10 protein-coding genes and 1 pseudogene are annotated in these 13,541 nt (G+C 68.8%); 6 read left to right on the forward strand and 5 right to left on the reverse strand.

Going from position 1 to position 13,541, the window contains the following annotated elements; all coding sequences use genetic code 11:
- Window positions 1-16: 16 nt before the first annotated feature.
- Together TSO5_RS24145 and TSO5_RS24150 are read right to left on the reverse strand one after the other, a co-directional pair.
- A complete protein-coding gene (locus tag TSO5_RS24145) occupies window positions 17-811 on the reverse strand; it encodes a colanic acid biosynthesis glycosyl transferase (protein WP_109154010.1) in 795 nt (264 codons plus the stop codon).
- Window positions 808-3,636, reverse strand: coding sequence for an SLBB domain-containing protein (locus TSO5_RS24150; protein ID WP_247870943.1), 2,829 nt, complete (start codon window positions 3,634-3,636; stop codon window positions 808-810). The genes TSO5_RS24145 and TSO5_RS24150 overlap by 4 nt, the downstream gene beginning before the upstream one ends.
- A gap of 328 nt (window positions 3,637-3,964) precedes the next feature.
- Here TSO5_RS24150 and TSO5_RS24155 point away from each other — a divergent pair, with 328 nt between their 5' ends.
- Both TSO5_RS24155 and TSO5_RS24160 read left to right on the forward strand, forming a co-directional pair.
- A complete protein-coding gene (locus TSO5_RS24155) occupies window positions 3,965-4,999 on the forward strand; it encodes a histone deacetylase family protein (RefSeq protein WP_109154012.1) in 1,035 nt (344 codons plus the stop codon).
- A 92-nt stretch (window positions 5,000-5,091) separates the two neighbouring features.
- Window positions 5,092-5,685, forward strand: a complete 594-nt coding sequence (locus TSO5_RS24160) for a putative metalloprotease CJM1_0395 family protein (RefSeq protein ID WP_109154013.1) — start codon at window positions 5,092-5,094, stop codon at window positions 5,683-5,685.
- A 50-nt stretch (window positions 5,686-5,735) separates the two neighbouring features.
- Here the strand turns inward: TSO5_RS24160 and aguB are convergent, their stop codons facing one another.
- The gene (gene aguB / locus TSO5_RS24165; RefSeq protein WP_109154014.1) at window positions 5,736-6,644 is read right to left on the reverse strand and encodes an N-carbamoylputrescine amidase; all 909 of its coding nucleotides are present in this window, start codon (window positions 6,642-6,644) and stop codon (window positions 5,736-5,738) included.
- 538 nt (window positions 6,645-7,182) lie between these two features.
- Between aguB and TSO5_RS24170 the strand changes: the two genes are divergently transcribed.
- On the forward strand, window positions 7,183-7,698 hold the full coding sequence (locus TSO5_RS24170) for a MarR family winged helix-turn-helix transcriptional regulator (protein WP_109154015.1): 516 nt from the start codon (window positions 7,183-7,185) through the stop codon (window positions 7,696-7,698).
- 69 nt (window positions 7,699-7,767) lie between these two features.
- Here the strand turns inward: TSO5_RS24170 and TSO5_RS24175 are convergent, their stop codons facing one another.
- The gene (locus tag TSO5_RS24175) at window positions 7,768-9,081 is read right to left on the reverse strand and encodes a pentapeptide repeat-containing protein (RefSeq protein ID WP_109154016.1); all 1,314 of its coding nucleotides are present in this window, start codon (window positions 9,079-9,081) and stop codon (window positions 7,768-7,770) included.
- Window positions 9,082-9,269: 188 nt separating this feature from the next.
- Here TSO5_RS24175 and phoU point away from each other — a divergent pair, with 188 nt between their 5' ends.
- On the forward strand, window positions 9,270-9,989 hold the full coding sequence (gene phoU, locus TSO5_RS24180) for a phosphate signaling complex protein PhoU (protein ID WP_109154017.1): 720 nt from the start codon (window positions 9,270-9,272) through the stop codon (window positions 9,987-9,989).
- Window positions 9,990-10,265: 276 nt separating this feature from the next.
- Window positions 10,266-12,524: an anthranilate synthase gene (locus TSO5_RS24185; protein ID WP_109154018.1), complete on the forward strand. Its 2,259-nt coding sequence runs from the start codon at window positions 10,266-10,268 to the stop codon at window positions 12,522-12,524.
- Window positions 12,525-12,575: 51 nt separating this feature from the next.
- Here TSO5_RS24185 and TSO5_RS24190 read toward each other — a convergent pair whose 3' ends face one another.
- Complete coding sequence (locus tag TSO5_RS24190) at window positions 12,576-12,824, reverse strand: DUF2312 domain-containing protein (protein WP_012973951.1); 249 nt, start codon at window positions 12,822-12,824, stop codon at window positions 12,576-12,578.
- 385 nt (window positions 12,825-13,209) lie between these two features.
- Between TSO5_RS24190 and TSO5_RS24195 the strand changes: the two are divergent.
- A pseudogene (locus TSO5_RS24195) lies at window positions 13,210-13,541 on the forward strand (NAD(P)(+) transhydrogenase (Re/Si-specific) subunit alpha); the annotation flags it as partial.

Consider the following 13,541-nt stretch of genomic DNA (forward strand, 5'->3'; position numbering starts at 1 on the left):
ATCTATGCAAAAGACGTTATGTTTCCGGGCGCCGGAAACGTAATTTCGCGTATGCTGAGGGAAAATAATGACGCACTGCCAGCGCGACTCGCTGAGCCGCGGCGACCGCCGCTGCGCTTGCCGCTCCACAGCGGTAATGGCATCGGCGAATCGCGGCTTGCTCTCGCCGGCCCGCGGCCGCATCGCGTTGTGACAGGCCGCCGGGGGCGAACAGGCAGACGGGCCAGCGCAGCCGCACCGCCTCACCGCGGCCAAGAACGGCAAGCGTGAAGGCGTAATCGGCTGCGATCCGATAGCGGGGGTCGAAGCGAAGGTCTGCCAGAGCGGAAACCCGGTAGATCATGGCTTGATGGTGGGTGAACATACCCAGCGGCGCCCAGCGGTGCGACCGGGCGCGCTTCAGGAGGATACGTCCGTCCCCCTGCCGCTCCAGCGCATCGCCGTAGAGAAGGGCGCAGCCGGGGTGCCGGGCGATGGCCTGCAGCAGGCTGGGCGCGCTGTCCGCCGCCGCCAGCCGGTCGCCGGCGTTCAGAAACAGGGCATGGCTGCAGTCCAGCCGGCGGGCGGCGTCGAGCAGGTCGTTCATCGCGTCGTACAGCCCCGAGTCGGGGCACGACCGCCACCAGAGGGGACTCTCGGCATGGGCGGTCAGCCACTCCGCGGTTCCGTCGGTGGAGGCGCCATCGGCCACCAGCCAGACAATATCGCGGCCCAGTTGACCGCGCAGGCTGTCATGGGTGTCGGCCAGCCCGGCGCGGTCGTTGCGGACCACGGTCAGGATGGCGAGGCGGGGAAGGGCGGGCGCCGTCATCGCGTGATCACCGAGATCGAGGCGGCCGTGATCGCCAGCTGGCTCAGGATGTTGCCGACCGCCTTGGTGGCATCCAGCCCGTCGAAGGGGCGTGGATCGCGCGGCACCACCAGGATCGAACCCGGCGGAATCGCGTCCACCCGGTGATTCCAGGAGGACAGCGCCAGCGGCCGGGCCCGCCCGTCGGGCAGGACCAGGAAGCTCCGGCCGGTGTCGGCATCGCGGGTGGTGCCGCCGGCCTCGCCGAGATAATCCTCCGCCGTCTTGCCGCTGACGAACTGCGCGGCGGTGGGGTGCAGCACTTCGCCCGAGACCGCCACGGTCAGCGGCCGTTTCGGGATCAGGATGCGGTCGTCGGGCTCCAGCAGCGGGTCCAGTTCCGGCCGGCCGCGCAGGACGGCGGGGTCCGCCTCGACCACCACGCGGCCGAGCGGTTCGGCGCCGCGGAGTTGGGCGGCGAGTTGGCGGGCCAGTGCCACATTCTCCGCCTTCACCGGCTCGCCCTTCTCCACCTCCAGCGCCAGCGTCCGTTCCAGCTCGCGGGCTTGGCGTTGGAACTGCTCCTTCTCGCGGCGGCGCTCGCTCTCGCGGGTCAACACCGCCCCGGCGGGATAGGCGTCGTCCAGCAGGCCGCCGGCCCGCGCGATCAGCGAGGACAGCGTCTCGCCGCGGCCAATGTCGTAGCGGCCGGGACGGCGCACCGCCCCTTCGATGGCCACGGCACGCGATTCCAGCGCCTGCGGCCGTGGATTGATCCGCAGCGCATCGCCGGGGCTGACCGATCGGGAGCCGTCGCGGGAAAGGTCGATGCTGTTGCGTGTGCCATTGACGGCCGTCAGTTCCGCCACCGTCGGGTCGGCATCGGCGGACAGCCCGCCGGCCGCGGCGATCAGCGACTCCAGCGGCGTGCGGTCGGCGACCGGGTAGCCGCCGGGATCGCGTACCGCACCGCGCACCTGGACCGTCCGCTCGCCGATCACCGCGACGATGGCGGGATCAAGCACGGCTGCCAGCATCGCCGGCTCGCTTTCGCCGTCCGCCTTGTCGTCGCTCGCTGCGTCGGCGGGCTTTTCCAGGCTGCGGATGTCGTCGGCGGCGAACAGGTGGATGCGGTCGCCGTCGGCCAGTCCGCGATCCGCCCGCCCGGCGGCAACCTCCTGCGGAGAAAAGGGTAGATAGAGCCGGGTCAGGGTCCGCCGGTCGTATCGCTCGACGATGCCCAGCAACGGATAGACATCGCGCCTCAACAGCTTGCCGTCGCCCAGCGCCTTGCGCAGCGTGGTTCCGGCAGCCAGCCGGCGGGTGCCGGGGTGACGGACATGGCCGATAAGCTCGTACTGCGGCGCTTGCGACTCGACGATGGTCTCGCGGGCGCCGGCGCTCTCCGTGCCATCCGCCACGGGATAGAAGCCGGGGCGCGGCATGCCGGTCAGGCGCAGAATCGAATGGCGCAGGGCCAGCGGCAGCAGGTCTGGCACCGCGGCGAACAGCGGCGGACAGGGCGTGCGGGCGCCGGTTAGTGTGGCGGCGGCGCGGGCCTGCGGTCCGGTGGCGAGCGGCCCAGCCGGTTCCGCCGCCAGGGTCCTGGCGAGCGCGACCAGCCCGGGGCAGGCATCCTGCGGCGGCTGCCGGTCGCCGCGCAGAATGGCCAGCACCGGCTCCGAGGTCAGGAAATCGACGTCCGCGGTCCCCAGCACATAGAGCGTGTCGCCTTCGGCCAAGTCGCGGCGGTCCTTGCCATTCAGGACGGCGGACAGGGCGACCGGCCGCAGCTCACGCGCACCGGTGGCGGGGATGGTGCTTTCCAGGGCGGCGAAGGGCAGATAGGGATTGGGGCGCAGATCGGTGCGTGACAGTAGTCCAGGCAGCGTCTTCGCCCGGCTCCAGGCGCGCGGGCCGGGACGCAGGACATGCCCCTCCAGCCGCACCTCGCCGCGGCGGTCCTCGCGCCGCGGGGCGAGCAGCAGCAGGTCGCCGTCGCCGAAGCGTTTGGCATCGGCGTCCGCAACCTCCTCCGTCGTCTCCTCGCCGGTAGGACCGATGCCGAACCGGAGGAGCCGCCCCTGGCCGGGCCGCAGCGAGCCGCCGGCAAGGTCGCGCAATTCCGCCGCCGACAGCGGGCCGCCGCCGGGCGGAAGCTCGTAGATCCCCGGCCGTTTCACCGGACCGGCGACGGCGACGGTGGCGCCCAGCGGCGGGACGAACAGGCGGTCGCCGTCGCGCAGCGGCATGTCCGCATTGCCGGAGGCACCGGCGATCTGCAGGGCATAGAGGTCGACGGTGACGCTGCCGCCCGCCCGCATCAGCCGCACGGCGCGCAGGCTGCCGCCACGCTCCACCCCACCGGCCGCGGACAACGCGTCCAGCACGGTGGCGAAGGCGCTGATCTCCTGCCGGCCCGGCCGGCGGACCGCGCCGGTGACCAGAACGCCGATCCGCCGCACTTCCGCCAGAGAGGCGAAGGCGTCGGTGCTGGGCCATGTGGCGGCAGCGGCAGCGGCAAGGTCCCGCCGCAGGGCATCCAGCGTCAGGCCGGCGGCGGTCAGCGGGCGCAAGTCGTCCACCACCAGCTGCCCGTTGCGGTCGATGGTAAAGCGCTTACTGAAGGATTTCTGGCCGCGCAGGGTCACCAGCACGGCGTCGCCGGTGTTCAGCACGTAATCGCCCTGAATGGCGCCGGGGGCTGCGTCCGCCCCTGCGGCATCCGCGGCAGGGCCGAACAGGTCATAGCCGAATTGGCGCAGCGACTCGCCGGCGCGGGCGGAGAAGGCAGCTTCGAGGGGAGAAGCGAAAGAGTTTGCGGCGCTTCCAGGCGATAGCGGCAATGGCTGGTCATTTCGCGTCGGCCCGGCGGCCAACACGGCGCAAGCCCACAAAATCGGCGCCATTCCCGGCACCATTCGGGCGAATATCCTGCACGCAGCAGCCAGCATCGATGTCCAATAACCCAATCCACCACCCGCACAACGCGAGCGGTAGGCAATGAACACTATTGCGTGCGTTCGGCCGAAAGGCAATGGCCCGCATCCGGGTCGCCATGCAAAAGGGCATCATCCATCGTCCCGTCTGCGGGTCTATGATGATCCGAACTGCGCCGGCCCGGACGGCTCCTGGCGGCGGAACAGTGGTGGAACAATCAGGGAAACCAGTGGCGTGATCGTCATTCACAGCGAAGAGCATCGGCTGCAGGCCGGCCGGTCCGAACTCAACGACGGCCAGCTCGTCCCCTGTTACGAAAAGCCGGCCCGTGCCGATATCGTCCGGGCGCGGATCGAGGCGGTGGGGCTGGGCCCGATCATGGAACCCACCCGTCACGGCACAGCACCGCTGGAACGGGTGCATGACGCCGGCTACCTCAGTTTTCTGCAGACCGCTTGGGACGACTGGGTGAAGGAACATAGTGCCGACATCGACGCGCTGCCGCTGAACTGGGTGGCGCCGGGCATGTCGCGGCGCCGGGTGCCGCGCTCCATCGACGGGCGACTCGGCTTCTACTCCTTCGATGCCGGAACGCCGATCACCGCCGGGACATGGCGGGCCGCCACCGCCGCCGCCGACAGCGCGCTGACCGGTGTCGACCGCCTGCGGGCCGGCGATCGCAGCGCCTTCGCGCTATGCCGTCCGCCCGGGCACCATGCCGGCCATGCCTTCTACGGCGGCTATTGCTTCCTGAACAACGCGGCGATTGCGGCGCAGTCCCTGCGCGACGGCGGGGCCGCACGGGTGGCGGTGCTGGACCTCGACTATCACCATGGCAATGGCACGCAGGAGATTTTCTGGGAGCGCGGCGACGTGCTGTTCGTGTCGATCCATGCCGATCCGGCCGACGAATTCCCCTATTTCTGCGGCCATGCCGACGAAACCGGAGCCGGGGCGGGGGAGGGAGCGAACCTGAACCTGACGCTGCCCTGGGGGACCGATTGGGACGGTTATGCCCAGGCGTTGGCCGCCGCGGCGGCGCGCATCCGCGCTTTCGGTGCCGACGCGCTGGTGCTGTCGCTGGGGGCGGACACCTATGGCGGCGACCCGATCTCCCGCTTCCGGCTGCTGTCGGAGGATTTCCTGCGCATGGGCGCGGCCATCGCCGGCATCGGCCTGCCGACCCTGTTCGTGATGGAGGGCGGCTATGCCGTCGACGACCTCGGCGTGAATGTCGCCAACGTCCTGACCGGCTTCGAGCAGGGCTGAAGGCGGCGATCGCGGCTTGATGGCGGCCGCACCGTTGCCGGTGCGGCCGAATCGTCTTAAATTGAGGGGAAGTTCGGCCTCTTTTCTTGAGGATGCGGGCGGTGGCTGCCGACCTTTCCATCACCAGCCCGTCCATCGGGACCTACGCCCCCCCACGCAGCCAGCCGTTGCTGCGGGATGGGAAGGCCGCGTCGGACGGCGGGAAGGACAGTGCCGAAGGGAAGGGGCAGGGCGGCGGCTCCTCCGACACCGTCACCCTGTCCGACGCGGCACAGCAGCAGGTCCAGAAGCTCAAGCAGGCCGACACCGGCGTCCGCCAGCACGAGGCGGCGCATCAGGCGGCCGGCGGCGCCCAGGCCGGCGGCGCCTCCTTCACCTTTACCCGCGGGCCGGACGGAAAGAACTACGCCACCGCCGGCGAGGTGCCGATCGACGTCAGTCCCGAATCGGAGCCGACCGCCACCGTCGCCAAGATGGAGCAGGTGAAGGCTGCGGCTCTTGCCCCGGCCGACCCGTCGCCGCAGGATTTGCGCGTCGCCGCGCAGGCGGATGCGGCGAAGCTGCAGGCCCAGTCGGAACAGCGCCGGCAGGGCGGTGACACCGCGTCCGGACGGGCGGCTGCCGCCTATGGCGCGGCACAGGCCTTGGGCAAATCCGCCGGAGCGGGGAGGGGGTTGACGGTCTGACGCCGCGCGGCGCCGGCACCGCCGTTCCCGGTCCTCCCCATCCGACCCGGTCAGCGACGCGGAGTCGTTTCGCCGTCCAGCGTCAGCAGGGCGCCGTACAGTTCCGGACGGCGGTCGCGGAAAAGGCCCCAGGAGGCGCGCTGTGCCGCGATCCGGTCGAGGTCGAAGGTGGCGGTCAGCACCGTCCGGCTCTCACGGTCGGCCTGCGCAACGATCTCCCCCTGCGGCCCGGCGATGAAGGACGAGCCGTAGAAGGTCAGTGCGCAGCTTTCCCCCTGCTCCACCCCGACGCGGTTGGAGGCGACCAGCGGCATCAGGTTGGCACCGGCATGGCCTTGCATAACCCGTGTCCAATGACCCTGGCTGTCGATGGAGGAATCCTGCGGCTCCGACCCAATGGCTGTGGGATAGAGCAGGATCTCCGCCCCCTTCAGCGCCATGACGCGGGCGGTCTCCGGGAACCACTGGTCCCAGCAGATGGCGCAGCCGACGGTGGCGTAGCGGGTCTTGAATACCTGGATTCCGGTGTCGCCGGGGCTGAAATAGAACTTCTCCTGATAGCCGGGGCCGTCCGGGATGTGGGACTTGCGGTAGACGCCCAGCACGCTGCCGTCGGCATCGACCATGGCCATCGAGTTGTAATAGGCGTTGCGCGCCTTCTCGAAGAAACTGACGGGAATCACCACCGACAGCTCGCGGGCCAGCGCCTGCATGCGTCCGATCACCGGATGCCCCTCGGCCGGAGCGGCCAGTTCGAACAGCGACTGCTTCTGGTCCTTGCAGAAATAGGGGGTCTCGAACAGCTCCTGCGGCAGAATGATCTGCGCGCCCTTGGCGGCGGCCTCGCGAATCAGCGATTCGACGCCGTCGACGTTGGCGGCACGGTCCCAGCTGCAGGCCATCTGGGTGGCGGCGACGGTGACGGTACGGGACGAAGGAACGGTCGTCGAAGCGGTCATTGCGGGCTCTCGGCTCCTGTGTGAAGGCGGTTTGCGTACTCGTGTGACCAAAGGCCGCATCCTATGCAAGCCGTTGGAAGGGGTTTATCAACAATTTAGCGAAATATTCACATTGCCCGATCGGTGCCGCACGAACTGCCAAGTAATACCGATCCAATTGGCAATCATCATATCGACCATCATATGCGGATATGGTGCCTGTTGGCCGCGTCAAAAAGATGGAGGCGACACAAGGCGGCCATGCGAAGCATCGAATGAGACGTTCTGCTTATGCTGACGGTGTTCGGTGGGGCCGGGGGTGACATATCATTGCATGTCGGTGATTACAGGCCGCGCAATTGATTTGCGCTTTGCACACAACACGTTATGATTGGATGACGCAGCCATGCCCCTTCGTGTCAAGGTGGTGTTACCAGACAGGCATGGACCCGACGGACACGATGCCGCAGCGTCGCCTCGACAGGTGACTGCCCGGCGGTCGGCGCCGGTCGGCGTGGGTGGTTGCGGGCACGGGAACGACGGCAGAGAGATTGTCGGTATGGAGGCGTCTGTCAAGGGGTGGGGGCCCGAACGCCCCGGCGAGTCGGAGGACGCGGCCGGTTCGGCCGACGGTGCTTTATCGTTCGTCGTCCGGGAAGTGAATCGCGCCTTCGCCCGCGCCCTGCAGACGCGCATCGCGCGGTCGGGGGTCAGCATGGGGCAATGGTTCTTCCTGCGCGCCCTGTGGGAGGAGGATGGCCTGACCCAGCGGGAGTTGAGCCACCGCGTCGGCATGATGGAGCCGACCACCGTCACCGCGGTCAACGTGATGGAGGCGCAGGGGCTCGTCCAGCGCGTCCGCAACAGCCACGACCGCCGCAAGATGAACATCTTCCTGACCGACAAGGGCCGGGCCCTGCGCGACACGATGATGCCCAGCGCGTCCGAGATCGCCCAGATCGCCATCGACGGCATCGCGCCGGAGGAACTGGACGTGACGCTGGACGTGCTGCGCCGCGTCGGTGCCAACCTGAACGCCGCCTCCGCCGCCGCCCGCGAGAGCGAGGAAGAGTAGCGTCGGCGGCGACAGACGGCCGTCGCCGCTACGGCGGATCAATCACCGTCCAGATCACACGTCGTCGGATCAGTCGTCATCCGGATCCGGCGGCGGCGGCAGGCTGGCGCCGGTCAGATTGGCGCCGGAGAATTTCGCGTCCCGGATGTTGGCGTCGCTCAGGATCGCCCCGGTCAGGTTGGCATTGCTGAAGTCGCAGTCCGACAGGTTGGCTCCGCGCAGGTTGGTGCGGACGCAGGAACTGCCGGTCAGCCGCGCCCCGGTCAGGTTCGCCGCCCACAGCCGTCCGGTCGGCTGGCCGTCCGGCCCCTTGATGTCGACCCAGCCAACTCCGGCCCCGTCCAGCCGCACCCCGTCCATGTCGGCGCCGCGCAGATTGGCGCCGTCCAGGATCGCCGCGCTGAAATCGGCGCCGGCGAGCACGGCTTCGGAGATGTCGCACATGATCAGCAGCGCCTCGCGCATCTTGGCGCCGCTGAGATTGGCCCGCTTCAGGTTGGCGCCCGACAGGTTCACACCGGTCAGGTCGATGTGGCTGAGGTCGGCGCCGGTCAGGTCGGCCCGTGCCCCCATCGTGCCGTTGGTGTTGATCCAGGTGTAATGGCTGTGCAGGGCCTGCTGGATTTGGACCGAGAAATTGTCGGCCGATCGCGCCAGATTGGCGCCGGTGGTGTCGGCGCCGGTCAGATCGGCGCCCTCCAGCTTCGCGCCCTGCAGATCGGCGTTGCGCAGGTTGGCGCCGGCCAGCATCGCGCCGGTCAGGTTCGCGTCGCGCAGCACCGCGCCCTGCAGGTTCACGCCGGACAGGTTGCTGCCGCGCAGGTCGGCTCGGGCGAGATTGCAGTTCTTCATGCTGGCGCGCATCAGCGTGGCGCCGGTCAGCAGCGCGCCTTCGCAATCGGCGCCGTTCATCGACACGTCGGTCAGGTCGGCGCCCGACAGGTTGGCGTTGGTCAGCGACGCATCGTCGAAATCCGTCCCCGTCAGGTCGGAGCGGACGAAATCCAGCCCCTTGCCGTTCTTGCCGCCCTGTCCGCCATAGAGCAGGGCGCCGCCGCGCAGATCAGCCTCGCGCAGGATGGCGCGCTTCATCTTGGCGCCGCGCATGTGGGCGCCGCGCAGATCGGCGCGGTACAGGTTGCAGCCGGACAGATCCGCCTTCGTCAGATGGGCGGCGAACAGGTCGGCGGTGCTGAGATTGGCGTTGGACAGGTCGCAATGGGACAGGTTGGCGCCGGAAAGCTTGCCCTGCGCCAAGTTTACCCCGGACAGGTTCGAGCCTTCCATGTTCGCCATGGTCAGGTTGGCGCGCGAACCGCCCGACTTGTTCTTCAGCCAGCGCTCGTGCTTTTCCAGCACGGCAACCAACTCGTGCGGTGTCATCGGTCCGGTCCGGTCTGCATGGTTGCGTGGTCCATCGATAGACCAGTGTCCGGAAATAATCTATGCCAAAGGTTAAAGCCGCCTCCAGTGCCGAGGCGGCTTGGCGACGGCGGCGGCGGGCCCCATCTGCGGGGCGTCGGGCGCAGCACCGTCGGCAACAGGCCAGTCATAATGGGGAGTTGGGGATCATGTCGGGTGGACACACGCTTGCGGCTTTCGACACCGAACTGGCGGCCCTGCGCAGCGCCATCGACCGGATGGGCGAACTGGTGGAGCGGCAGGTCGGGCTGGCGCTCGATTCGCTGGCCGGCCCCGATGCCGAGATCGCGGGCGAGGTGCTGAAGGGCGATGCCGAGATCGACCGGCTGGAGATGGAGGTGGAGGCGATGACCGTCCGCCTTCTGGCCCTGCGCCAGCCGATGGCGAAGGACCTGCGCGAGATCGTCGCGGCGCTGAAGATCGCCTCGAACCTGGAGCGGATGGGCGATTTCGCCGGATCGGTCGCCAAGCGGGCGGTCACGCTGGCCACCCTGCCGGTGGCGCCGCCGGTGGCCTCGCTGGTCCGCATGGGCCGCATGGTGCAGGCGATGATCGGCGACATGCGCCGCGCTTACACCGAACAGAATGCCGACCTCGCCACCTCCGTCCGCGATTGCGACGGGGAGGTCGATGCTGCCTATACCGCCCTGTTCCGTGAATTCCTGACCTACATGATGGAGACGCCGGCGCAGATCACCGGCTGCACCCATCTGCTGTTCGCCGCCAAGTCGATCGAGCGCATCGGCGACCACGCCACCAACGTGGCGGAGAACATCAGCTTCCTGGTCAAGGGCCGCCTGCCGTCCGACGAGCGCCGCAAGGAGGACCTCAGCAGCTACGCCGTCGCCCCGCCGCGGGACGGGGCCTGACAGGGAGTGCTTGACAGGCGGCCCCGCCCTGTGTTGCGGTTGCTGCCATGAACATGTCCTCGCCCCTCCTGTCGCAGCATTGGTGGTGGCCCGTCTCCCACGGGCCGGCCTGGCAATGCGCGTAAGCGTGGATTGAGAAGAAAAGGCCGCCCGGTGTATCCGGAGCGGCCTTTTTCCTGACCCGACACAGCGGGTCATCCAGCGGAAGAACGGACAGGCAGGCGGAAGCACCGGGCGGCGTCACCGACAAGACGCCCGAACCGGAGCACCGCCGTCATGATCCCGTCCCACCTGTTCCTCGCCGACCCCGTCTTCCTCGAACCCGTCGCCGCCGTGACCGGCGGTGGCCTCGGTCTGCGCCGTACCGCCGAGCCGGTGGCAATCGCCGAGTCGGTCGATGCGCTGGTCACCGCGCTCGACGAACGGCGCGGCCTGCTGTTGTCCGGCGGGGTGGAGGCACCCGGCCGCTACCGGCGTCAGGCGCTGGGTTTCGTCGATCCGCCGCTATCGGTGACCGCGCGAGGCCGCACCGTGCGCATCGATGCGCTGAACCCGCGCGGCCGGCTGCTGCTGCCCGCAGTGGCCGGCGCGCTGGACGGGCACGAGGCGCTGGTCGGGCTGGAGGTCACCGCCGGGCGTGTCACCGCCCTGGTGCGCCGCCCCGCCGGCGTCTTCACCGAGGAGGAGCGCAGCCGCCAGCCCTCCGTCTTCAGCGTGCTGCGGGCGCTGATGGCGTTGTTCGCCTGCCCGGAGGAGCCGTTCCTGGGGCTCTATGGCGCCTTCGGATATGATCTCGCCTTTCAGTTCGAGACGATCCGGCGCCGGCTGGAGCGGCCGGACGACCAGCGCGATCTCGTGCTGTACCTGCCCGACCGGCTGCTGGTGGTCGATCACGCCGCCGGGGTGGCGCGGCGCTTCACTTACGAGTTCGTGGTGGATGGCGTCTCGACGGAAGGCATTGCCGGCGGCGGGCGGGCTCACGCCTACCGCCCCGACACCAACGCCGCCGCGGAGTGCGACCATGCCCCCGGCGAGTACCAGCAGGTGGTGCGGGCGGCGAAGGAGGCGTTCAACCGCGGCGACCTGTTCGAGGTGGTGCCCGGCCAGACCTTCGCCGAGCCCTGCGCCGACAGCCCGGCCACCATCTTCCGCCGCCTGCGCACGGCCAACCCGGCACCCTATGAAGCGCTCATCAATCTGGGCGACGGCGAGTTCCTGGTCGCCGCCAGCCCGGAAATGTATGTGCGCGTCGGCGGCCGGCGGGTTGAGACCTGCCCGATCTCCGGCACCGTGGCGCGCGCGGGTAACGCGCTGGGCGACGCATCGCAGATCCTGACGCTGCTGAACTCCACCAAGGATGCGGCGGAGCTGACCATGTGCACCGATGTCGACCGCAACGACAAGGCGCGGGTGTGCGAGCCCGGTTCCGTCCGCGTCATCGGCCGGCGGATGATCGAGCTGTACTCGCGGCTGATTCACACCGTCGATCATGTGGAAGGGCGGCTGCGCGATGGCTTCGACGCGCTGGACGCCTTCCTCACCCACAGCTGGGCGGTGACGGTGACCGGCGCGCCGAAGCGCTGGGCCATGCAGTTCCTGGAGGATACCGAACGGTCGCCGCGCCGCTGGTACGGCGGGGCCTTCGGCCGCATCGGCTTCGACGGCGGGATGGACACCGGGCTGACCCTGCGCACCATCCACATGAAGGACGGCGTCGCCTTCGTCCGCGCCGGCGCCACGCTGCTGTCGGACAGCGATCCGGATGCGGAGGACGCCGAATGCCGGCTGAAGGCCTCCGCCTTCCTCGACGCGGTGCGCGGCGAGGGCACGGGGCCGCGTCTGTCGGTGGTCCAGACCGGGGCAAAGCGGAGCGGGGAGGGCAGGCGGGTGCTGCTGGTCGATCATGACGACAGCTTCGTCCACACGCTGGCCGATTATTTCCGCCAGACGGGGGCCAGCGTGACGACGCTACGCCACAGCCATGCGCGGGCGGCCCTGCGTAGCGACCCGCCCGACCTGCTGGTTCTGTCGCCGGGGCCGGGGCGGCCGGCCGATTTCGATGTCGGCGGCAGCGTGCAGGCGGCGCTTGATCTTGGCGTGCCGGTGTTCGGCGTCTGCCTGGGGTTGCAGGGGATGGCCGAGCATTTCGGTGCGGAACTGGAGCGCCTGCCGGAGCCGATGCATGGCAAGGCCTCGCCCCTGCGTCACCAGGGCGGTGGGCTGCCTATCGGATTGTTCGAGGGGCTGCCGCAGGGGATGCGGGCGGGGCGCTACCACTCGCTGGTGGCGCGGCGCGACAGCCTGCCGCCGGACCTGCGGGTGACGGCGGAGACGGAGGACGGCACGGTGATGGCGATCGAGCACCGGACGCTGCCGCTGGCCGCGGTGCAGTTCCATCCCGAATCGATCCTGACCCTGGACGGAGCCGCCGATGGTGGGGCCACTGGAGGGGCTGGGCTGGCGCTGATCGCCAACGTGATGGAACGGCTGGCCGGGCGCGTCAGCGCGATGCCCGAACGCGAAGCGGCGGCCTGAAGAGGCCGCCGCTTCGTGACTTCGATGGAGGAAGAGTGACGGGGAAACCCGTCACTCCACCATGCCCAGCGCTTCCTTGTAGAGCTCCAGGATGGCTTCCTGCTCCTGGCGGTCGGCCTTGTCCATCTTCCGCAGGCGGATGATCTGCCGGATGATCTTGGTGTCGAAACCGGTGCCCTTCGCCTCGGCATAGACTTCCTTGATGTCTTCCTGCAGACCGCGCTTTTCCTCTTCGAGACGCTCGATGCGTTCGACAAAGGACTTCAGGCGATCCGCCGCGATGCCGCCGACGTCGGACATGGCAAAACCTCAAACGATGGGGGTGTTCGGGAACGGGGCGGGACAATATCGGCGGGCGGGGGGAATGGCAAGCCGGCGATGCGCCGCGGACACGCACGGCAGAGGTCCGGCTGCGTCATCGCGTCGCGACCATTCCTTGGTACAAGCGTCACCGTCGCCGGAGTTTGAACAGCTCATGGCTGATTTGTCTTAATGTATGAAACAATCGTACGATGGGCTTAAGCAGCCATTCCCTTTGTTGCGGCGCACCCAATAGGCTGGTATTACCATCGGTGGGTTCGGCTTCACAAAGGCACATGGATACGGCATGTATGCACGTCGTCTGGGCCGATGATCCATGGGGGATGCCGGGATCGGCGTATCTGAGGCAGGGGAGTTTTATCTAATGAAAGTCGCCATTCCAAAGGAGCGACGTGCGGGCGAACTTCGCGTGGCCGCCTCACCGGAAACGGTGAAGAAACTGAAGGGTTTGGGACTGGACGTGGTGGTGGAGAGCGGGGCCGGTCTCGGTTCCAGCATCACCGACGCGGCCTATGAGGCGGCAGGGGCCGCCATCGCCGCCGACGAGGCGTCGGCGCTGGCCGATGCCGACATCGTGCTGAAGGTGCAGCGGCCGCTGATCGCCGGCGAAGGGGACGTGGACGAACTGGCGCTGATCCGAAAGGGCGCGCTGCTGTTCGCCATCCTCAACCCCCACAACAGCCGCGACCATGTGAA

This window comes from Azospirillum sp. TSO5 (assembly GCF_003116065.1).
Taxonomy (GTDB): domain Bacteria; phylum Pseudomonadota; class Alphaproteobacteria; order Azospirillales; family Azospirillaceae; genus Azospirillum.